The 20,391-nt window shown below is 65.7% G+C and carries 22 protein-coding genes; 13 read left to right on the forward strand and 9 right to left on the reverse strand.

The annotated features are described in order from the left end of the window. Positions 1–5 precede the first annotated feature (5 nt). Positions 6–500 carry an AAA family ATPase gene (locus ACSQ23_RS18250; RefSeq protein ID WP_436091445.1) on the forward strand — a complete coding sequence of 165 codons (495 nt, stop codon included), beginning with the start codon at positions 6–8 and terminating at the stop codon, positions 498–500. Positions 501–504: 4 nt separating this feature from the next. Here the strand turns inward: ACSQ23_RS18250 and ACSQ23_RS18255 are convergent, their stop codons facing one another. Then, complete coding sequence (locus ACSQ23_RS18255) at positions 505–1,317, reverse strand: pirin family protein (RefSeq protein WP_436091446.1); 813 nt, start codon at positions 1,315–1,317, stop codon at positions 505–507. A gap of 143 nt (positions 1,318–1,460) precedes the next feature. On the opposite strand from ACSQ23_RS18255, the gene ACSQ23_RS18260 reads away from it, so the two are divergent. Continuing rightward, positions 1,461–1,715 (forward strand): GlsB/YeaQ/YmgE family stress response membrane protein, encoded by a 255-nt coding sequence (locus tag ACSQ23_RS18260; RefSeq protein WP_436091447.1) that lies wholly within the window; start codon positions 1,461–1,463, stop codon positions 1,713–1,715. A 32-nt stretch (positions 1,716–1,747) separates the two neighbouring features. Continuing rightward, positions 1,748–2,290 carry a YidB family protein gene (locus tag ACSQ23_RS18265; protein ID WP_436091448.1) on the forward strand — a complete coding sequence of 181 codons (543 nt, stop codon included), beginning with the start codon at positions 1,748–1,750 and terminating at the stop codon, positions 2,288–2,290. Between the two features lie 44 nt (positions 2,291–2,334). Here ACSQ23_RS18265 and ACSQ23_RS18270 read toward each other — a convergent pair whose 3' ends face one another. Continuing rightward, positions 2,335–3,105, reverse strand: a complete 771-nt coding sequence (locus ACSQ23_RS18270; protein ID WP_436091449.1) for an SDR family NAD(P)-dependent oxidoreductase — start codon at positions 3,103–3,105, stop codon at positions 2,335–2,337. Between the two features lie 141 nt (positions 3,106–3,246). Between ACSQ23_RS18270 and ACSQ23_RS18275 the strand changes: the two genes are divergently transcribed. Continuing rightward, positions 3,247–3,714, forward strand: coding sequence for a VOC family protein (locus tag ACSQ23_RS18275; protein ID WP_436091450.1), 468 nt, complete (start codon positions 3,247–3,249; stop codon positions 3,712–3,714). Here ACSQ23_RS18275 and ACSQ23_RS18280 read toward each other — a convergent pair. Next, on the reverse strand, positions 3,711–4,703 hold the full coding sequence (locus tag ACSQ23_RS18280) for a S41 family peptidase (protein WP_436091451.1): 993 nt from the start codon (positions 4,701–4,703) through the stop codon (positions 3,711–3,713). The two genes, ACSQ23_RS18275 and ACSQ23_RS18280, sit on opposite strands and share 4 nt — an antisense overlap. A gap of 150 nt (positions 4,704–4,853) precedes the next feature. After that, a complete protein-coding gene (locus tag ACSQ23_RS18285) occupies positions 4,854–6,068 on the reverse strand; it encodes an enolase C-terminal domain-like protein (protein WP_436091452.1) in 1,215 nt (404 codons plus the stop codon). 202 nt (positions 6,069–6,270) lie between these two features. On the opposite strand from ACSQ23_RS18285, the gene ACSQ23_RS18290 reads away from it, so the two are divergent. From ACSQ23_RS18290 to ACSQ23_RS18310, 5 genes are all read left to right on the forward strand, one after another. Next, the gene (locus ACSQ23_RS18290; protein ID WP_436091453.1) at positions 6,271–6,885 is read left to right on the forward strand and encodes a 2'-5' RNA ligase family protein; all 615 of its coding nucleotides are present in this window, start codon (positions 6,271–6,273) and stop codon (positions 6,883–6,885) included. A 313-nt stretch (positions 6,886–7,198) separates the two neighbouring features. Then, a complete protein-coding gene (gene radA, locus ACSQ23_RS18295) occupies positions 7,199–8,587 on the forward strand; it encodes a DNA repair protein RadA (protein ID WP_055879360.1) in 1,389 nt (462 codons plus the stop codon). 124 nt (positions 8,588–8,711) lie between these two features. After that, the gene (locus ACSQ23_RS18300; protein ID WP_055879363.1) at positions 8,712–9,362 is read left to right on the forward strand and encodes a CvpA family protein; all 651 of its coding nucleotides are present in this window, start codon (positions 8,712–8,714) and stop codon (positions 9,360–9,362) included. Positions 9,363–9,454: 92 nt separating this feature from the next. Further along, positions 9,455–10,945: an amidophosphoribosyltransferase gene (purF, locus tag ACSQ23_RS18305; RefSeq protein ID WP_055879366.1), complete on the forward strand. Its 1,491-nt coding sequence runs from the start codon at positions 9,455–9,457 to the stop codon at positions 10,943–10,945. 258 nt (positions 10,946–11,203) lie between these two features. Then, positions 11,204–11,938 carry an SDR family NAD(P)-dependent oxidoreductase gene (locus ACSQ23_RS18310; protein WP_436091454.1) on the forward strand — a complete coding sequence of 245 codons (735 nt, stop codon included), beginning with the start codon at positions 11,204–11,206 and terminating at the stop codon, positions 11,936–11,938. Positions 11,939–12,066: 128 nt separating this feature from the next. On the opposite strand, the gene ACSQ23_RS18315 is transcribed toward ACSQ23_RS18310, so the two are convergent. Together ACSQ23_RS18315 and ACSQ23_RS18320 are read right to left on the reverse strand one after the other, a co-directional pair. Continuing rightward, positions 12,067–13,329: a hemolysin family protein gene (locus tag ACSQ23_RS18315; RefSeq protein ID WP_436091786.1), complete on the reverse strand. Its 1,263-nt coding sequence runs from the start codon at positions 13,327–13,329 to the stop codon at positions 12,067–12,069. A gap of 124 nt (positions 13,330–13,453) precedes the next feature. Then, positions 13,454–14,335, reverse strand: a complete 882-nt coding sequence (locus ACSQ23_RS18320; RefSeq protein ID WP_436091455.1) for an AraC family transcriptional regulator N-terminal domain-containing protein — start codon at positions 14,333–14,335, stop codon at positions 13,454–13,456. A gap of 135 nt (positions 14,336–14,470) precedes the next feature. On the opposite strand from ACSQ23_RS18320, the gene ACSQ23_RS18325 reads away from it, so the two are divergent. Further along, positions 14,471–15,430 carry an aldo/keto reductase gene (locus ACSQ23_RS18325; protein ID WP_436091456.1) on the forward strand — a complete coding sequence of 320 codons (960 nt, stop codon included), beginning with the start codon at positions 14,471–14,473 and terminating at the stop codon, positions 15,428–15,430. A 36-nt stretch (positions 15,431–15,466) separates the two neighbouring features. Here ACSQ23_RS18325 and der read toward each other — a convergent pair whose 3' ends face one another. Further along, the gene (gene der / locus ACSQ23_RS18330; RefSeq protein WP_055997562.1) at positions 15,467–16,897 is read right to left on the reverse strand and encodes a ribosome biogenesis GTPase Der; all 1,431 of its coding nucleotides are present in this window, start codon (positions 16,895–16,897) and stop codon (positions 15,467–15,469) included. Between the two features lie 34 nt (positions 16,898–16,931). Further along, entirely contained in the window at positions 16,932–17,861 is a 930-nt protein-coding gene (locus ACSQ23_RS18335) for a tetratricopeptide repeat protein (RefSeq protein ID WP_436091457.1), read from the reverse strand. 209 nt (positions 17,862–18,070) lie between these two features. Here ACSQ23_RS18335 and ACSQ23_RS18340 point away from each other — a divergent pair, with 209 nt between their 5' ends. Next, positions 18,071–18,490, forward strand: coding sequence for a L,D-transpeptidase (locus ACSQ23_RS18340; protein WP_055879384.1), 420 nt, complete (start codon positions 18,071–18,073; stop codon positions 18,488–18,490). 46 nt (positions 18,491–18,536) lie between these two features. On the opposite strand, the gene ACSQ23_RS18345 is transcribed toward ACSQ23_RS18340, so the two are convergent. Further along, positions 18,537–18,953 (reverse strand): winged helix-turn-helix transcriptional regulator, encoded by a 417-nt coding sequence (locus ACSQ23_RS18345; protein WP_436091458.1) that lies wholly within the window; start codon positions 18,951–18,953, stop codon positions 18,537–18,539. Between the two features lie 54 nt (positions 18,954–19,007). Between ACSQ23_RS18345 and ACSQ23_RS18350 the strand changes: the two genes are divergently transcribed. Both ACSQ23_RS18350 and ACSQ23_RS18355 read left to right on the forward strand, forming a co-directional pair. After that, positions 19,008–19,925 (forward strand): NAD(P)-dependent oxidoreductase, encoded by a 918-nt coding sequence (locus tag ACSQ23_RS18350; protein ID WP_055879389.1) that lies wholly within the window; start codon positions 19,008–19,010, stop codon positions 19,923–19,925. After that, on the forward strand, positions 19,900–20,274 hold the full coding sequence (locus ACSQ23_RS18355; RefSeq protein ID WP_436091459.1) for a hypothetical protein: 375 nt from the start codon (positions 19,900–19,902) through the stop codon (positions 20,272–20,274). Before ACSQ23_RS18350 ends, ACSQ23_RS18355 begins: the two co-directional genes overlap by 26 nt. The last annotated feature ends 117 nt before the right edge of the window (positions 20,275–20,391 follow it).

A 20,391-nucleotide genomic window follows, 5' to 3' on the forward strand; every position in this document is an offset into this window, starting at 1 on the left:
GATCGATGGCTGACGCCGTGCGCGTGCTGATCACCGGCAATGGCGGCTCTGGCAAGACTTGGCTGGGCGAGCGGTTGTCGCAGCGCCTGTCGGTGCCGCTGGTGCGGCTCGACGACCTCTACTGGGACGGCGCGTATGGCGGCAAGGAGCGGGACAAGCGGGTGGTGTTCGACGAGGTGGTCGAACGCGCCACCGAGGGTTCGTGGGTAATGGAGGGCGTCTATGGCTGGCTGCTGCCGGCCGCCCTGCCCCGCGCCACCGAGTTCATCTTCCTCGATCTGCCGGTGGAAGAGTGTCTCGACAATGTGCGCCGGCGCGGCAACCAGGGCGGCGGCAGCGAAGCCTCGTTCGCGGCGCTGCTGGCCTGGGTTACCGAGTATCCGACGAGGAGCAACGCCAACTCGCGGCAGGCGCATCAGCGGCTGTGGGATGGCTTCGAGGGGACGAAGTACGTGCTTGGCAACCGCGGTGAGATAGATGAGTTCGTCGGGCTCCGGTGATGGATCACGTTCGCCGCCGGAACCATTGCAGCACGCCGAGAAGCCAGAGCAGCAACCGTGCACGTGAGGGCGGCGGAATCTTTGGGCTATCGCCGATGGTCCCCTGGCGGACCAGTTGCGCGGTGGGATCGATGAGGAAGGCCACGACCACCGCGGCAGTCTTTGCCTCGATCTCCAGCGTCTCGCCGGCGAGCAACAGGCCCTGCTCGGCTTCGCCAAAGCTCTGGCCGCCGGCTTCGATGTCGCCGGTGAACACGTAGAAATAGACGTCACGGCCGGGGATATCCGGCAGCGTGACACGAGCACCGACAGTGAGCCGGATATCGAAGAAGTCGATGGTGTTGCGCACGAAGAAGGGAGCGCTGCTGCCTTCGGGTCCGAACAGGTGCCGCCAGACGTTCGGCATCCAGGCTGGAAGCGGCCCGTGCTGGATGTTCGGCTCGAGGTCGATGCTATGTGGACGCACCATGATCTGCAGCATGCGCAAGGGCGGGTCGGTCGGCAGCGTCCGCTCAGAGTGCCAGAAGCTGCGGCCGGCATTCATCACCAGCAGGTGGCCGGGGTCGGTGACCAGGTCGCCGCTGACGTCATCGTGGTGGCGCATCACGCCGTCAGGGACCCACGAGATGATCTCGTCGTTGCGGTGCTGATGCAGGGCAACGAGACGGCCCGGCGCGAGGAACGACTCGACCACCAGCGCCAACGCGCCGTGCCCATGATCGGTGGGACGCGGGAAGATCCAGCCGGGCATGTTGAGGCGGATGACGAAACCGCCCGAGTCGCGCGTCACCTTGCTGCGTCCGGCCTTCAGCAACACCATCCCCCTCCTGTCGCTAGCACCTGGCTTGCCGGTGCACTGGTGATCTCGACCCGAATCTCCCCACGACCGGAACACTGTCAGCAACTGGGCGTTGTCCGAGACCTCCGCGCATTTGCGCGAGGGCTTAGGGGACTTCGCCTATGGACATTCTGTGGACCATTATCATCGGTCTTGTCGCCGGCATCGTGGCAAAACTCATCCTGCCCAACAGCGGCGGACCGTCGGGCTTTGTGATGACAGCGGTGCTCGGCATCGTGGGCGCGTTCGTCGCTTCCTTCCTCGGGCAGGCCCTTGGTTTGTACGCGCCCGGCGAAGGTGCCGGGCTGATCGGCGCCGTCGTCGGTGCCGTGATCGTGCTGTTCGCCTGGGGCGCATTCATGCGCCGTCGCACCTGACGACCCAATCCATCCCTGAAAGGACCAGTCACATGGCCAAGAACGCAATGCCTTCAATGGTCGCCCTGCTCGGGTTGCTTGCCGTGGCGGGCTACCAGAACCGTGACAAGATTGCCGAAGCGCTGAAGGGCTTTCAGAACCGATCGAGCACCGGCCCCGACGGAGCTCCGGCCCAGGATGGGCTTTCGAGCATTCTGGGCAGCCTCGGCGACCTGTTCGGTGGTGGCGGCAATGGCCCAGACGCGAGCCGGCCCGCTGGCAGCGGGAACGGCAACGTGCTCACCGGCGGGCTCGGCGACCTGATGGACAGCTTCCGCAACTCGGGCCAAGCGGAAACTGCCGATTCCTGGGTCACTGTAGGCGTTCCTACCAAGGGCCTGTCGCCCGCGCAGGTCGAGCAGGCGGTGGGCGCAGAGAACCTGGCCGAGCTGTCGCAGCGCACCGGCCTGTCACGCGAGGAACTGTTGAAGCGTCTCGCCACTGCAATTCCCGAGTCGGTTGACCGGCTGACCCCGGGTGGCAACATTCCGCAATCCGACACCGAGATCCGCGACCGGTTGACCGGAACGGCGTAACGTCATCGGTCGCGGCAGGCGCCCCACACACCGGCCGCGACCGATCAGCCCTCCATGATCAGGTCGTGCAGGCCGCCGGTCATGATGCCGCCTTCGACGGGGAGGTTGATGCCGGTGATCCATGCGGCATCGGCCGAGGCAAGAAACGCCACCGCGGCGGCGATGTCCTCCGGTTCGCCGAGGCGGCCGAGCGGATATTTGCGGGCACGCTTGCCGCCATCGTCTTCACGCACCGTCCAGTTGCGGGTGCGGATGGTGCCGGGGCTGATCAGGTTGAAGCGGACGCCTTGGCTGCCGTAACGGGCCGCAAAATTCTTGGTGAGGATTTCGAGCCCGGCCTTCGCCGCTGAATAGGCGTAGCCACCAAAGGCCCAGTTGCCATTGATCGAGCCGATGCTGACAACGTTGCTGCCCGGTCCGGCCGCGATCAGCGCCGGCAGGGCGGCGCGGACGCAGCGGAAAACGCCGGTGAGGTTGACGTCGATCTTGCGGTCGAACAGCTCATCGGGAATTTCGCCGAGCGCCGGCTCGTTCCAATCGCCACCGGCGGTGTTGACGAGAACGTTGAGCCTACCGAAACGACCGACTGTATCGGCGATGGAGGCATCGACGGCGTCACGGCTGGTGACGTCGCACGTGCTAGCGAAGGCCCGCGCGCCCGTCGCGGCGATCTCGGCGGCGACGGCCTCCGCCGCGGGGCCATCGATATCGGAGACCGCAATCGAGCCACCTTCGGCGGCGAGGCGCAGCGCAGTGGCGCGGCCGATGCCGTGCCCTGCCCCAGTGACATAAATCGCTTGGCCCTCGAACCGCATCCCGTACTCCCTGGTGTTCACGTGGGCGGGCACCCTAGCGGCAGTCGCGAGGTCGACCAACCCACCGGCTTGACAGAGGATGCTCACTCGTATTCAACAATACTGTTGATCAACACTTTTGTTGAATACAGGAGCCCGAATATGCCGGCAAAGCAGCCAACCTTCACCAAGACGATGCAGCTGGGCATCGTGGTGCCCAACCTCGAGGCGGCGGTCCGTGCCTATGAGGAGCAGTATGGCATCGGGCCGTGGGAGTTTATGGAGATCGGGCCGGAGAACGCCGAGAATGTCCTGGTCGACGGCAAACCGGCCGAGTGGCGCTCGCGCATCGCCATGACGATGATCGGCGATGTGATGTGGGAGCTGATCGAGCCGAGAGACGAGAACGACATGTTCGGCAAGTTTCTCGCCCAGCGCGGCGGGGTCGGCGGCGTCCACCATGTCGCGGTACAGACGCCGGACTTCCGGCAGACGCTGGCCGACCAGGCGGCGCGTGGCGGGCAATCCACCCTCAGCGGCACCTTCACCGGCATCGCGGTGCACTATCTCGACAGCGCCCCCGATATCGGGGTGATCCTCGAGGTGTTCAGCGGCATGCCGGACCTCTAGGCGCCGAGCGCCCACTCGAGTACCGGATCGCGGCCGGCGACGAAGTCGGCATAGCTGGTATCGATCTGCTGGTCCGGATGAAAGCTGTCGGCGTCCTCCGGACCGAAGCGGTAGAGCCGGGTCGCGGCCGAGACCCGCAGCCCGGAGCCGGGCAGCGTGAACCAGCCGTTCTCCTGGTAGCCGAATGGCCGGGCGCCGATCGGCTCGCCGACGAGGATGGCTTCGGTTTCGCGGTGGAAATCGATGGCGTTGACCATGCTCGCGGAGAAGGTGCGGCGGCCGACCAGCACGAACAGTTGGCCAGCGACCAGCCCCAGCAGTTCGATGGGGAGCAGCAGCCACTGCCGGCCCGCGAGGAAGTTACCGCCACCGTTCCGCCGGAGGTCGACGATGAGCCGTCGCGCCGGTTGTTGCTTGAGGGTGTCGAACAGCCTGATGGCATTGGCCTCGAGCCCGCCATAGGAACGAAACTGCACGTAGATCGCATCCCGTTCGGCTACATGCGAGAACCAGAACTGTTCGTCCATCCGCTGCATCGAGAGCGGAGCGTGCTCGGCGGTCAGCAGCGGCTCGTCGCCTGGGCCCAGGGTGACAGCCACCTCGGTTCCGGCGGTATCGATGAGGCGAAACCGCGGTGGGATGCCCAGAGCCGAGAGCACCTCGGGCTCCCGCATAAGCTCGACGCTCTGCGCCAGCACATAGCCGGCGTTCTCGCCCTGCGGAATGAGCTGTTGCAACCGACCCTGGACATCCGCCACCGGTTGCTCGCCGATCGCCACCAGCTGAGTGCCGATCAACGTGCGGTGGGCAGCCGTGGCGCGAACCACCGCAAGTTGATCACCGAACCAGCAGAACTCGACCGGAAATTTCGGCCGAGGCGGCGCGGCGACGAAGGTGTGGCCGTCGCCGATGCTGGCCGCGATACCGCGCAAGGCAACGACCGCCGCGGCATCGGATAGCGAGGGCAGCCGAGCAGACAGCTCGGCCACCTTCGCCTCGAACGCCGCCTGCGAGATGAGATGAAACGGCTGTCGATGCCGGGTGACGATCCCTTCGGCCAGGTGAGCGAGGTCGGCCTGCCAGTCAGTGGAGCTTTCGATGGTCCGCCTCCCTCAATCGAGTCCGCCCGCCGGCCCTCGCTACGGCCGGACGATGCCGCCATCGCGGCGGCGGTCTTCGGCCATGTAATGCGACTTCGCCGCCTTGTCCGGATCGAGCAGCGCTTCGGCCTTCTTCACGTCGATATCGATGCCAAGCCCGGGCTGCTCGTTGCCGTAGAGGTAGCCGCCTTCGAGCAGCGCATGGCCGGGGAACAGTTCGTACTCCTCGGGCTTGAAGTGGTTCTCCTCCTGGATGCCGAAGGCGGTGGAGGCGAGATCGACATGCATTGCCGCCATCTGGTTCACCGGGTCGTTGTCGCCACCTTCCTGCCAGGCGGTCTGCACGCCGAACCATTCGCACAGCGTCGCGATCTTGCGCGCCTGGGTGATGCCGCCGCCCTTCGAGATACGGACGCGGACGAAATCGATCAGCCGCTCGGTGATCAGCGGCAGATATTCGTGCGGGTTGACGAACAGCTCGCCCATTGCCTGCGGCGTGGCGCATTGCTGGCGCACCTGGCGGTACCAGCCGACCTGTTCGGGCGAGAGCAGATCCTCGAGGAAGTAGAGCCGATAGGGCTCGAGGAGCTTGGCCAGCTGCACGGCATTGGTCGGCGCCAGGTGCTCGTGCACGTCGTGGGTAAATTTCGGTCCCCAGCCGAGCTTGTCACGCAGGTGCGCGAACATCTCGGGGATGGCCTGCAGGTAGGCGTCGTCGTCAAAGGCCTTGTCCTGCGGCCAGTGATCTTTCGGCCCGCGGGCATTGGCGCGATCGAGGAAACCGCCGCCGCCGTAATTGCCCAGCTGGCAGCGGATGACCGTGTAGCCCTCCTCCCAGTAGCGGCGGACATCGTCCTCGAGCTCGGTGAGCGAGTCGCCCTGGGCGTGGGCGTAAGCGGCGACAGCGCTGCGGGTCTTGCCGCCGAGCAACTGGTAGACCGGCATGCCGGCTTCCTTGCCCTTGATGTCCCACAACGCCATGTCGATGCCGGCTTGGGCAGTGTTGCCGATGGCCTCGTTGCGCCAGTAGCTCTGGGTATAGACGGACTGCCAGATGTCCTCGATGCGGCTGACGTCGCGACCGATCAGCAGGGGCGTGACATTCTCGATCGCCGCCTCTACCACCTTGGCGCGGTAGTGGTCGGAGGCCGATCCGATGCCGTAGAGGCCGGGCTGATCGGTCAGAACCTTGACGAACAGCCAGGTGCCGTCGGCGCGCGTGCGGATCGTCTCGATCCCGGTGATCTTGGTCATCTCTTCCCTATGTCTGCTTGTTCCGGCCGCTGGTCGGGCCGTTCGGAGTCGCGAGGAGGTGAGCTTCGCAACCAGCGGCGGCGGAGGCAAGTTGGGCGAAGGTCGAGCGCACCGCTTCGGTGCAATTTGTTCTCTTTTTGTTCTTGACTACCGTTCAGCCTCACTGGTTCCTTGTGTGTCCCTAAGCCGGAGGACCGATGAGATGACCGATCTGCCACAGCTGTCGATGTTCGCTGAGGACACGCGGCCGCTCAAGTCGATCAGGGTGCCGCCACGACAGGGGCGCGACCCGGTCTTCTTCGCGGTGCTGGTCGGTGGCGGGATCCGCCCGGTCTTGCAGGAGATCGTCGACGAGCAGCGGCGCCTCTACGGCATCACGGCGGCGCTGTTGCCGGCGACGACGCTCCATATCTCGCTGGTCGGCGTCGGCTTCTACCAGGAACTGAGCGGCAGCGACCTCGCGGTGGCGATGGCGACCGGTGAGGCGATCGGCTTTCAGCCGTTCGATATTGCCCTCACCCGGCTCGCCAGTTTCCGTCGCAAGGTGGGCTCGCCGCCGCTGGTGCTGCGCCCCGGTTCGGACACGCCGCTGGTGGAGCTGGCCCGGCTGCTGCGCTGGGGCATGCTGGAGCGCGGCTTCGAGGTGCGCTCGGCCCCCAGCGAGGCGTTCCACCTGACGCTCTGCTACGACCGGGTGCACGCACCCGAGGTGGTGCTGGAGCGGCCGCCGACATTGCGGGTGGACGGGTTCGCGCTGGTCCGCAGTTTTTATGGGCAGGGACGGTATGAGGTGATCGGGGAGTGGCCACGGCGGTGAAGGCACGGACGCTCCACCAGCCCATCTCCCCGTTGGCGCCGATGGGAGGCACAGGGCCTCCGCTCCCACCGCGTGTCATGCCAGCGAAAGCTGGGACCCAACTCTCAGCTGGTGCGGGCGACGAAGTGGGTCCCAGCTTTCGCTGGGATGACAGCCGGTGAGATGGCAAGGTCGGGCCCACCATGGGCCCCTTGGAATTCTCCCCCGCAAAGGGGAGACGAGACCGGTGACTGCGGCCGCTGGTTGTTCACTCTTCGTTCTTGCCTTTGCCCGTATAGTCGGCTACCTGTCGTCGACTCCTCCGGGGCATCTCATGGCGCGTACCAAAACCTCCTATGTCTGCCAGGCCTGTGGCGCTCTGACCACCAAGTGGCAGGGGCGGTGCGAGGCGTGCGGCGAGTGGAACACCATCGTCGAGGAGATCGTCGATTCGGGCGTCGGCGCCGGGCCGAAATCGGCAATCGCCGGCGGCCGGCCGATCGAGCTGCTGCCGCTGGCCGGTGAAACCGAGACGGCGGCGCGGGTCGAGACCGGCATCGGCGAGCTCGATCGGGTGACCGGCGGCGGCTTCGTCATGGGCTCGGCGGTGCTGATCGGTGGCGATCCGGGCATCGGCAAATCCACCCTGTTGCTGCAGGCGGCGGCCGCGCTGGCCGAACGCGGCCGGCGCATCGTCTATGTCTCCGGCGAAGAAGCGGTGGCGCAGATCCGGCTCCGGGCGCAGCGGCTGGAGCTGGGCGATCGTCCCGTGCTGCTGGCGTCTGAAACCAATGTCGAGATCATCCTCGCCACGCTGCAGAACGGCCCGCCGCCGGACCTGGTGATCATCGATTCGATCCAGACGCTGTGGACCGATCGGGTCGAGAGCGCCCCGGGTACCGTGACGCAGGTGCGCACCTCGGCGCAGGCGCTGACCCGCTTCGCCAAGAAATCCGGCGCCGCCGTGGTGCTGGTCGGACACGTCACCAAGGATGGGCAGATTGCCGGGCCGCGCGTCGTCGAACACCTGGTCGACGCGGTGCTGTATTTCGAGGGCGACTCCAGCCACACCTTCCGCATTCTGCGCGGCGTGAAGAATCGCTATGGCGCCACCGACGAAATCGGCGTCTTCGAGATGTCGACGCTGGGCCTGCGCGAAGTGGCCAACCCCTCGGCATTGTTCCTCGACCAGCGCGACAAGGACGCGGCAGGCTCCGCCGTGTTCGCCGGCATGGAAGGCACACGCCCGATGCTGTGCGAAGTGCAGGCGCTGGTCTCGCCCTCGCCGCTCGGCACGCCGCGCCGCGCGGTGATCGGCTGGGATTCGTCGCGGCTGTCGATGGTACTGGCGGTGCTGGAGACGCGCTGCGGGGTGCGGATCGGCGCCAACGACATCTATCTCAACGTCGCGGGCGGGCTGAAAATCAACGAGCCGGCGGCCGACCTGGCGGTGGCGGCGGCGCTGATCTCGTCACTGACCGGCTCGCCTCTCCCCTCGTCCAATGTCTATTTCGGCGAGATCTCGCTGGCCGGCGGCGTACGCCCGGTGGCCCATGCGGCGCAGCGCCTGCGCGAGGCGCAGAAGCTCGGTTTCCTGGGCGCGGTAACCGGTCGGCTGGGCAAGGGCGACGTGCCCAACGGCATCGCCGTGGGCGAGTATGCCGAGCTCGCCGAGCTCATCGGACGTATCGCGGCCCGTGGTCAGCGGCAGGCGGCAGAGTAGCGCTTTGGCCACGCCATCTGCTTTCCGTGAACATCGGCCATGCACCTCATCCTCCGTGCTTGGCTTTGCCACGATTAATGGTTACACGGGACCCTGAAGCGGGTCCCAGGGGCGGATTTTCTCTATGTTGACTGCATTTGACGTCGGCATCGGCGTTCTCGTCCTGATTTCGGCGATCCTGGCTACGGCCCGTGGATTCACGCGTGAAATCCTGTCGTTAGCGACCTGGGCGGGCTCCGCGGCGATTGCCGCCTATGCTTATTTCAACCACAAAGAGATCGCGCGCGGCTATATCGCTGAGCCGATCGTGGCCGACATCGTGACGGTGCTCGGCACCTTCATCGTGGCGCTGATCATCCTCCACCTGATCACCATGCGGATCGCCGATTTCGTCGTCGACAGCCGCGTCGGGCCGCTCGACCGCACGTTGGGGTTCATCTTCGGCGTCGCCCGTGGGGTGCTGATTGCGGTGATCGTGGTGATCTTCGGGCTGTGGCTGATGCCCTCGAACCTGCCCTCCTGGGCGGCCGAGTCGCGCTCGCTGCCGATCCTTCGCAATTTCGGCGACAGCCTGATAGCGCTGTTGCCGCCTGATCTCGAGAAGCAGGTCACCGACATCCTGCAGCGTGGCGCCGGTGGCGGCACGGGCGAGGATGCGTCGCCTGACGACGTGCCGACGCCGGATGCTGACGTGCCCAACGAAGAGGGCACCGACCAGCTCGAGAACGACGCGCCGCTGGAGCCGCCGGCCGAGGGGGCCGCGCCTAACGCCTGATGAAATTCGGGTGAGCGCATTGCATATTTGTGAACGGGGCCGCATCTGCGGTCCCGTCTTGTTTGGCCCGACCTGAACCCTGGAGGTGCCCGATGACCCAGAACGCCAAACCGATCGCGGAATGGGACCATGATACGCTGCGCGAGGAGTGCGGCGTGTTCGGCATCCTCGGCCACCCCGAGGCCGCAACCCTCACCGCACTCGGCCTGCACGCGCTGCAACACCGCGGACAGGAAGCGGCGGGCATCGTCAGCTTCGACGGCAAACAGTTCCATTCGGAACGCCAGCTCGGCCTCGTCGGCGATCACTTCACCGACCCGGCGACTGTCGGACGCCTGCCCGGCCACCTCGCCATGGGCCATGTGCGCTACTCGACCACCGGCGAGACGATCCTGCGTAACGTGCAGCCGTTGTTCGCCGAACTGGAAGTCGGCGGCATCGCCATCGCCCATAACGGCAACTTCACCAACGGCCTGACGCTCAGGAAGCAACTGATCTCACAGGGCGCCATCTGCCAGTCGACCTCGGACACCGAGGTGGTGCTGCACCTGATCGCCCGCTCCAAGAAAATCGCCTCCTCGGATCGCTTCATCGATGCCCTGATGCATCTCGAGGGCGCGTTCGCGCTGGTGGCGATGACCCGCACCAAGCTGATCGGCGCACGCGATGCCAACGGCATCCGCCCGCTGGTGCTGGGTGACCTCGACGGCAAGCCGATCTTTGCGTCGGAGACCTGCGCGCTCGACATTATCGGCGCCAAGTTCGTGCGCGATGTCGAGAACGGCGAAGTGGTGATCTGCGAGACCCAGCCGGATGGCACCATCACCATCGACTCGGTGAAGCCGTTCGCCCCCCGCCCCGAGCGCATCTGCCTGTTCGAGTATGTCTACTTCGCTCGTCCGGACTCGATCGTCGCCGGCCGCCCGGTCTATTCGGCGCGCAAGCGCATGGGCATCAACCTCGCCAAGGAAGCGCCGGTCGAAGCCGACGTCGTGGTGCCGGTGCCCGATGGCGGCACGCCAGCGGCGATCGGCTATGCGCAGGCGAGCGGCATCCCGTTCGAGCTCGGCATCATCCGCAACCACTATGTGGGCCGCACCTTCATCGAGCCAACCCAGTCGATCCGCGCCTTTGGCGTGAAGCTGAAGCACTCGGCCAACCGTGCCGAGATCGAAGGCAAGCGCGTCGTCCTGATCGATGATTCCATCGTGCGCGGCACCACCTCGGTGAAGATCGTGCAGATGATCCGCGAAGCCGGCGCGCGCGAGGTGCATATCCGCGTCGCCTCGCCGATGATCTTTTACTCCGACTATTACGGCATCGACACGCCGGACCCCGAGAACCTGCTCGCCAACCAGCACCCCGACCTCGAGTCGATGTGCCGGTTCATCGGCGCGGATTCACTGGCGTTCCTGTCGATCGACGGGCTCTACGACGCGGTCGGCGGAGTGAAACGCAACCCGCTCAGCCCGCAGTTCACCGACCACCATTTCACCGGCGACTATCCGACCAAGCTCACCGACCTCAATGGCCGCAGCAAGAACGATCCCAAGACGCTGTCGCTAATGAAGGAAGCGAGCTGACGGGGTTCTGGAATGATCCAGAAATCCGGCCCGCGCTGACCCCCACCCCTGTTCCCTCCCCGCAAGGGGGACGCGGTAGCGCCCCGAGGGGAGGGAGACCCCCTACACTGACATTGAGACTGTCGTCTCCCTCCCCCTTGCGAGGAGGGACAAGAGTGGGGTCCACCGGCCTACCGGCCATCGCTGTGACACCTTTGCCCTTCCCCACATTCAGCTCCCCCGCTAGAACCCGGGCCGAAACTCCAGGGAATCTCACGCATGACCACCAACTCGCTTGCCGGCAAGATCGTCCTCGTTACCGGCGCGTCGCGCGGCATCGGCTATCAGGCGGCGCTCGAAGCGGGGCGGCGCGGGGCGCATGTGATTGCTGTGGCGCGCACCATCGGTGGGCTGGAAGAACTCGATGACGAGATCCAGCAAGCCGGCGGCAGCACCACGCTGGTGCCGATGGACCTCAGCGATTTCGACGGCATCGACCGGCTCGGGCATGCGATCTTCGAGCGCTGGGGACACCTCGACGGGTTCGTCGCCAATGCGGCGATGCTGAGCGAGTTGCGCCCGCTGGCGCATGTCGAGCCCAAAGAGTTCGACAAGCTGATGGGCCTCAACGTCACTGCCAATTACCGGCTGATCCGCTCGCTCGACCTGCTGCTGCGCCAGTCGGTGGCGGGCCGCGTGGTGATCATCTCTTCGTCGTCGGCGCGCTCGGCGCGCGCCAACTGGGGCCCGTATGCGGCGAGCAAGGCGGCGGTCGAAGCGCTGGCCAAGAGCTATGCCGCCGAAGTCGGCGGCATCACGCCGGTGCGGGTCAACGTGTTCTACCCAGGCGCCGTGCGCACCGCGATGCGGGCCAAGGCAATGCCGGGCGAGAACCCCGACACCCTGCCCCGCCCCGCGGCGCTGACCCCCAAGCTGATCGACATGATCGCGCCGGAGTTCACCGAGAACCGTATGCTGTTCGATTGGGAAAAGTCGGAACTGCGGCCGCTCTAGGCCCTGCTTCCCTCCCCCTTGAGGGGAGGGATTGAGGGAGGGGGTGGTTCTGTGATCACCGATGGACCCCCACCCCCAACCCCTCCCCTCAAGGGGGAGGGGAGCTAACGGCTCGTGCCAGCGGGCGGCTAGTTCAGCCGCGTCACCAGGATCTTGTCGATGCGACGACCGTCGAGGTCCAGCACTTCGAAGCGCCAGTGGCCGCGATCAAAGACCTCCCCCACCGCCGGCAGGTGATTAAGCTCGGCCAGCACAAAACCAGCGACCGTCTCGAACTTGGCGTCCTTGGGAACGGGCACGCCGAGGTGCGCCTGGAACTCGTCGACCTGCATCCAGCCCGAGACGAGGTATGAACCATCCTCGCGGGTGACATAGGCCTTCTCGTCGCCCTCTTCCTCCTGGAACGCGCCGGTGATCGCCTCGAGAATATCGCCGGGCGTGACGATGCCTTCGAAGTGGCCGTATTCGTCGAACACCAGCGCCATGTGCACCAGCGAGCCACGGATGGCCTTGAGCACATCGAGCGCACTGGAGCGATCCATCACCACGGGCGCCTGCTTGACCAGCGTACGCATGTCCAGCGGCTCGCGGGCCAGGACGTTCTCGACCAGGTCCTTGCGGACGATCACGCCGACGATCGTATCCACCGCCCCGTCCTGCACCGGCAGCACCGAGTGGCGGGTGGCGCGGAGTTTTTCGATCATTTCTTCCTGCGTCTCGCTCAGGTCAATGAGCTCGACATCGAGACGCGGGGTCATCAGGCCGCGGGCCGAACGGTCGGCAAACCGCATGACGCCCGAGATCATGTGACGCTCTTCGGTCTCGAGCACGCCGGCATGCTCGGCCTCGGCAATGAGGGTTTTTACCTCCTCGTCGGTCACCCGCTCGTCGGTCTCGCCGCTCTGGCCGAGCAGGCGCAGCACCAGCTTGCCCGAGATGTCGAGCAGCCAGACCAGCGGCGCCGCAATCGAGGCGATCAGCGCCATCGCCGGCGCAACTCGGGTCGCCACCCCCTCGGAATCACGCAGCGCGATCTGCTTGGGCACCAGCTCGCCGACGATCAGCGACAGGTAGGTGATGATGATGACCACGATGCCGACGCCGAGCGGCGCGGCGACGGTGGGATTGATGCCGGCGCCGATCAGGGTGTCGCCGAGGCGCTCACCCAGCGTCGCGCCGGAGAAGGCGCCGGAGAGCACCCCGACGAGGGTGATGCCGATCTGTACCGAGGAAAGGAACTTGCCGGGGTCTTCCTGCAGCTTCAGCGCCACGGTGGCGCCGCGCTTACCTTCGGCGGCGAGGACCTTGAGGCGTGCCGGGCGGGACGAGACCACCGCCAGTTCGCTCATTGCAAGCAGGCCGTTGACCAGCGTCAGGACGGCGACAATCAGAATTTCGAGGAACAATGTCGTTTCAAGGTTGCGGCCCCGCACTCAGCATCGGGTCGCTTAAGAGGCCGGGAGTATAGCCGCGTTCAGGTTGGGCGCAATGCGATGTTCTGTTGCGCCGGTTCGACTACGGGCTGGCGTCGACGATCGTCTGGAGGGCATCAGCGTCGCGGCGGGGCGGCGCGCCGAACAGGCGCTTGTACTCACGGCTGAACTGCGATGCGCTTTCGTATCCGACAGCGTACCCCACCGTGCCCGCCTCCGCGTGCTCGATGACGAGGCGCCGGCGCGCCTCGTGCAGGCGGATATGCTTCTGGTATTGCAATGGGCTGAGCCCGGTCACCGCCTTGAAGCGGCGGTGAAACACCGAAACGCTCATGCCGGCGACTGTTGCCATCGCCTCGACACTCAGATGTTCGGCGAAATGCTGGCGCACCCAGGCCATCGACCGGCGGATGTGGGAAAGGCGCGAGTCGGAGCCGGCGATCTGCCGCAGCAGCGCGCCCTGCGGTCCGGTCAGCAGGCGGAACATCAGCTCGTGCTCGAGGTTGGGCCCCATGACGCGGATTTCCTCTGGCCGATCGAGCAGGTCCACCAGCCGCCGCCAGGTATCGAGCAATGCCGGGCTCGCCTGGCTGACGCCAAAGCCCGGGGCCGCCGTCGGCTCGGCCATCCCGCCCATGTCGAGCAGCAGCGAGGAGATCACCGCCGGGTCGAGGTTGAGGTTGACCGCAAGGTAGGGTTCGGCCGGCGAAGCCTCGCTGATCTGGCCCATAGCGGTGAGTTCGGCGGCGACGATGATGCAGGCGCCGGCGCCGTACTCCAGCACCTGGTTGCCGATGAAGGTGCGCTTGGCGCCCTGCAGCACCAGGCAAACCACGGGATCGTAGACCAGCGCCGCCGGTTCGGTCGGCTGGTCGAGCCGGTAGACGCGCAGCCTCGGCAACGCGGGATGGATGGAGCCGGCATGCCTGAAGGCGGTGGCGCGCAGTTCAGCGAGTTCGATCATCTGAGTACCGGACGCCGATTGCCCGGAAAGATCAAGCGACCGGCAGGATCAGGCAATCATTCGGGACCATCGGGCATCGGCTCGGCCCTGCGCCACCCTACATTCCGGGCCTGCCATCACGAGAGGAACCGCAGCATGCAAAAACGCACCCTGGGCGCCAACGGCCCCGAAGTTTCCGCCATTGGCTACGGTGCCATGGGCTTCCACCTCGCCTATGGAGCCGCCGACGAAACGGCCGGGCTGCAGACGATCCAACGCGCCTACGAACTTGGCGTCACCTTCTTCGATACAGCCGAGCTATACGGTTGGGGCGAAAACGAGAAGTTCATCGGGCGCGCGGTCAAGGGATTCCGGGACGACATCGTCATCGCCACCAAGTTCGGCTTCACCCGCTCCTACGGCACCGACAGCCGCCCCGAACACATCCGCGAGGTCGCAGAGAACAGCCTGCGCAACCTCGGCGTCGAGGTCATCGACGTGCTCTACCAGCACCGCGTCGATCCGAACGTGCCGATCGAAGATGTCGCCGGCACCGTCAGCGATCTCATTGGCGAAGGCAAGGTCAAGTATTTCGGGCTGAGCGAGGCCGGCCCGCAGACGGTCCGCAAGGCGCACGCGGTGCACCCGGTGACCATGCTGCAGACCGAGTACTCGGTGTTCGAGCGCGATGTGGAGGCGCTGCTGCCGCTGACCCGCGAACTGGGGATCGGCTTTGTTCCCTACTCGCCGCTCGGCCGCGGCTTCCTCACCGGCGCGGTCAAGCCGGCCGCCGAGTACGAGGAGAACGACATGCGCCGACATGACCCGCGCTGGCAGCCCGGCAACTACGAGAAGAACGTCGCGGCGGTGCGGAAGCTGACCGATCTCGCTGCCAGCAAGGGCGCCACGGTATCGCAGTTGGCCCTGGCCTGGCTGCTGGCGCAGGGCGACGACATTGTGCCGATCCCGGGCACACGACAGATCGCACGGCTTGAGGAGAATGTTGCCAGCGCGGATCTGACCCTAAGCGCCCAAGATCTCGCGCGGATCAGGGAGATCCTCCCGGACGGCGGCGTTGGTGCACGCTACGCGAGTGTGGTCCCGCAGTGGATTTAGGCCAGGTGGCGGCGGCCGTCACGGCGACCGCCGCCGCTACTTATCGGATTTGTCGAACGGGTTCTTGCCGCCCCGCAGCCACAACCGGATCGGGGTGCCGGGCATGTCGAAGGCGTCGCGCAGGCCATTGACCAGGTAGCGCTGGTAGGCGTTCGGCACGGCTTCGGGGCGCGAGGCGAACAGGATGAAGCTCGGCGGCCGGATCTTGGCCTGCGTCATGTAGCGCAGCTTCAGGCGACGCCCCGAGACGGCCGGCGGCGGATGGCTTTCGGTCATGCCGCTCAGCCAGCGGTTGAGCCGCGCCGTCGAGACGTGGCTGTTCCACTTGCGCTCGATGGCGAAGATCGCGGACATCAGCTTGTCGATATTGCGGCCCTGCAGGCCCGAGATGGTGACCAGCGGGATGCCCTTGAGCTGCGGCAGGTAGCGCTCGCACTGCTCGCGCAACTCAGCGAGTTTGGCATTCTTGTCCTCGATGGTGTCCCACTTGTTGACAGCGATCACCAGGGCGCGGCCTTCGCGCTCAACCAGATCGGCCAGCGTCAGGTCCTGCTTTTCGAACGGGATCTGCGCATCGAGCAGCAGCACCACCACTTCGGCATACTGGATCGAGCGGAGGGAATCGCTGACCGCGAGCTTTTCGAGTTTCTGTTCGATCCGCGCCTTGCGGCGCATGCCGGCGGTATCGACCAGGTTGATGGTCCGGCCCTCGTACTCCCACGGCACCAGGATGGAGTCGCGGGTGATGCCGGCTTCCGGCCCGGTCAGCAGCCGATCTTCGCCGACCATGCGGTTGATCAGCGTGGACTTGCCGGCGTTCGGGCGGCCGATGATCGCCACGTTGAGATGGCGCTTGGGATCCCAGCGCTTGACCGGGCCCTCCTCGGTCGAGCCGTCATCGACCGGCAGGTCGACATCGACTTCGGGCATCACATCCAGTGACGGCGCCCTGGCCTCAGCCTTCTCGGCGGCCGCATCCACGGCTTTCGAAACAATGGCGTGCAGGTCGGAGAGACCAAGGCCATGTTCGGCAGAGAGCGCCACGGGTTCGCCGAAGCCGAGATTGTACGCCTCCAGCAGGCCCGGATCGGCGGCCTTGCCTTCTGCCTTGTTGGCGATCAGGTGCACGTCCTTGCCGGCGCGGCGCAACACCTGGGCGAAGCGCTCGTCGAGCGGCATCACCCCTGCCCGCGCGTCGATCATGAACAGGATGACGTCGGCATCGCGGATGGCGATCTCGGTCTGCTGGCGCATCCGATCTTCGAGCGAACCGTCGGTTTTGTCTTCGTAGCCGGCGGTGTCGAGCACCTTAAAGCGCAGGTCGGCGATGCGACCCTCGGCTTCACGACGATCGCGGGTGACGCCCGGCGTATCGTCGACGAGCGCGATCTTACGCCCGACGAGCCGGTTGAACAGCGTCGACTTGCCGACATTGGGACGGCCGACAATGGCGACGGTAACGGTCAAGCGAGACCCCAGTATTTAGAGCCGGACGCGAACCTCAGTTCGCGGGCGCGGCAGGTGCTTCGGTGGACGCGGGTGCGTCCGTGGACGCGGGTGCGTCCGTGGACGCGGGTGCGTCCGTAGTGGCGGGCGGGACGGCTTCCATCGCGGGAGCAGCCTGCATCGCCGGCGCCTCCATGGCGGGAGCGGCCTCGGGCGCCGGAGCGGTATCGAGCGCCGGTCCGTCGCCGACCGAAGTCGCAGCCGGCGCGGCGGTAGCAGGGTCAACGACCACAGGCGTCTCGGTCGCGGCCGCTTCCGCCACCGGCGGGGCGACGCCCTCGGCCACCAGTTGCGCCAGATAGACGGTCAGCCGGCTGCGCAGCTCCTGGCTCGCCTGCGGATCGTTGGCCGCATCTTCGAAGCTCTGGCGGGCACCGGCAAGATCGCCGGCCTTGTACTTGGTGAGACCCAGCGCCTCGCGGGCGGCGTTGCGCATCGGGCTGGCGGAGCCGACGAGGCCGCCGACGCGCTGCTCGACCTGGGCGACATCGCCGCCGTCGACCAAAAGGTTCGCGGCGAGCACCAGCGCCAGTTCGCGCAGATATTTGTTGGGCTGGCCGGCGGCGAGGGCGTCATAGGCCGCCACCGCCTCGGCGGTCTTGCCATCCTTGGCCAGCAGCGCGGCTTCGCGGAAGCGCGCGAGCACCGGATAGCCGCCGTGGTTGGCCGCGATCACCTCGTCGAGCGCCTTCTTGGCTGCCTCGGCATCGGTGCCGTCGGCCAGCTGCAGCGCCGCATAGAACTGGTCCGACGACTGGGCCGAGTTCGAGTTCTGCCACCAGTCCCAGCCCTCTTTCACCGCCACGATAAGGACGATGGCTACGGCCGCGCCGATCACATAGGGGCCGAACCGACGCCACAGGTTGCGCGCGCGGTCGCTGCGCAGTTCCTCGTCGATTTCGCGAATGATGTTTTCGTTGGACATGAAGCTCAAGTGAAACGGGGTCGAATTTCGGCGCACCATAGTGAGGCGTCCGCGCGAATGCAAACCCGCAGACGCGGGTGTTCCCAACGGACACGCCATGCTCACCAGGGGTCACGAGCGCGTGAAGTTGCAGATGCAAGCGAGCAAATTAATCTGTCTGCAACGGGCTGGCGCGAAGCTTTCGACAGCGCCAGTTCGAGTTCATCAAGATGTTCAGCCGCGTTTTACTGCTTGTTGCCTTTCTCGCCATTGCAACACCCGCCACCGCCGCCAACGTCTCCATCGTCATCGACCTATCGGATCAGCACATGCGGGTGTCGGTAAGCGGCGCCCCGAAATACAGTTTCGACGTTTCTACCGGCCGCAAAGGCTACACCACACCCAAAGGCAGCTATGGCGTACAGCGGATGTACAAGGAGTACTATTCCAAGAAATACGACTGGTCGCCGATGCCGTATTCGATCTTCTTTCGCGGCGGCTACGCCATTCATGGCACCTATGACACCAAGCGCCTGGGACGCGTCGCCTCGCATGGCTGCGTCCGCCTCTCCCCCGAGAACGCCCGCCGGCTCTACAACCTGGTGCTGCAGCACGGCAGCGGCAATGTGAGCATCCGGGTGAAGGGCTGACCGCAGTAGTCGGCGCGGGTGCACGCACCGCTGCCCGATGCGATTGCTAGCGGACCGAGCAGCTCGAGGGCGCCTCGACGTTGCCGGATTGCGCAACACTGGTGGGGGAAGGGAATTGCTCACCCCAGCTGCATAGCCCCGCCGCTCCGGCATTGAGCGCCGCTCCGCTCTCGGTCAGCGAATAGACCACTTTTATCGACGATCCGGGATGGACCGTTCGGTGCACCAGCCCGTCAGCCTCCAGTTCCCGAAGGTGCTGCGTCAGCACCTTTTCACTGATCGCCGGAATCGACTGCCGCAACCGGCCGAACCTGCGTGGCGCTGCTCCGAGTTCGCAGAGGATATCTATCTTCCACTTGCCGGAAACCATCCTCATCGCCGTCGAGAATCCATTTTCCGCAGGCATCTCATCCTCCCTTACCCAGAGGTAACCACTTACGCCGCCGTGCGTATTGGCGCTCATCGCCCCGCACCCCAGCTCTGCGTCACCGGCAAGCAATCGAGATGGGGTGTTGCAATGAAGCTTTCAATCAGTGTCGTAGGAACGGGTCGCATGGGATCGGCTCTCGCCCGAGCCCTGCTTCAGTCAGGATACCAGACTACGGTCTGGAACAGGACGAAGCCAAAGGCGGAAGCGCTGGCCGCGCTCGGCGCCACCGTCGCGGCGTCCATCCCGGAGGTCGTCAGTGCGGCTGAGATCATCATCGTGTGCGTAACCGACTATGAGGCGGCTGCCGCACTCCTACGCGACGATGCCGTTGCCTCGGCCCTGCGCGGCAAGCTGATCGTGCAACTCACCTCCGGAACGCCGGGTGGAGCACGCGAGGCCCATAACTGGTTTGCTGGGCACGGGGCCAGCTACCTCGACGGCGCGATGATGGCCACACCGGATTTCATCGGCACCGAGGCCGGCACGATCCTGATCTCGGGACCAAGGCCGAGCTTCGACGCGAACCCGGACATGTTTCGTGCCCTGGGCGGCAATGTTCAGCATGTCGGGGACGACCCGGGGCGGGCCAATGCACTCGACAGCGCGCTGCTGGCGCTGATGTGGGGCGCGCTGTTCGGAACTCTCCATGCAATCGCGGTGAGCCAGGCCGAAGAGATCGACCTCAGCGAGCTGGCGAGGCAGTGGACCGCAACAGCGCCTGTTGTCGATGGCCTCGTCGCCGACCTCATCAGGCGGACGAAAGCCGGCCGCTTTGCCAGCGACGACGAGACGCTCTCGTCGATCTCCCCGCACTACAGCGCATTCCAGCACCTGCTGGAGGTGATGGACGCCCGCGCGATCGACCGCTCGGTGGTCGACGCTTACGACGCGATGTTCCAGAGGGCGATTGCTGCTGGCCACCTGCAGGACGATTTCGCGGCGTTATCGCAATTCATGGGAAAGTCTGGAGGCACACAGAATGTCGTTGCCGCTGCTCATCGATAGGTACTGCGCCGCGTGGTCTCGAGAAGATGCCCAGCAGCGACGAGAGTTACTGCTGCCGATATGGGGCGATGGGGCCACTTACACCGATCCCACGGTCCATGCCGCTGGCGCGGAAGAGCTGCTCGCGCATATCGCCAGCATTCAGACCAGGCATCCCGGCGCCCGGATTGTTCGGACGAGCGATGTGGATGCTCATCATGGGGTCGCGCGCTTTGCCTGGAAGTTTGTGATGCCCGACGGATCGTCTTTCCCCGAGGGTTTGGACATCGCCTTCCTCGACCCCAACCAGAAGCGAGTAACCCGCGTCATCGGCTTTTTCGGGCCGCTGACGAGCCAGGACGCACACTGATGAGGAAGGACGCATAGCCGGACACCTACCGACGATGGCCCCTGCTGCTGAGGCCTCACGGTGCCCCGAGGGCCGTGAAACACTCTGTCTATGTGGCCGCGTGCTAAAGCCCGGCTG

The organism is Devosia sp. LjRoot16, assembly GCF_964252795.1.
In the GTDB taxonomy this organism is placed as follows: Bacteria; Pseudomonadota; Alphaproteobacteria; order Rhizobiales; family Devosiaceae; genus Devosia_A.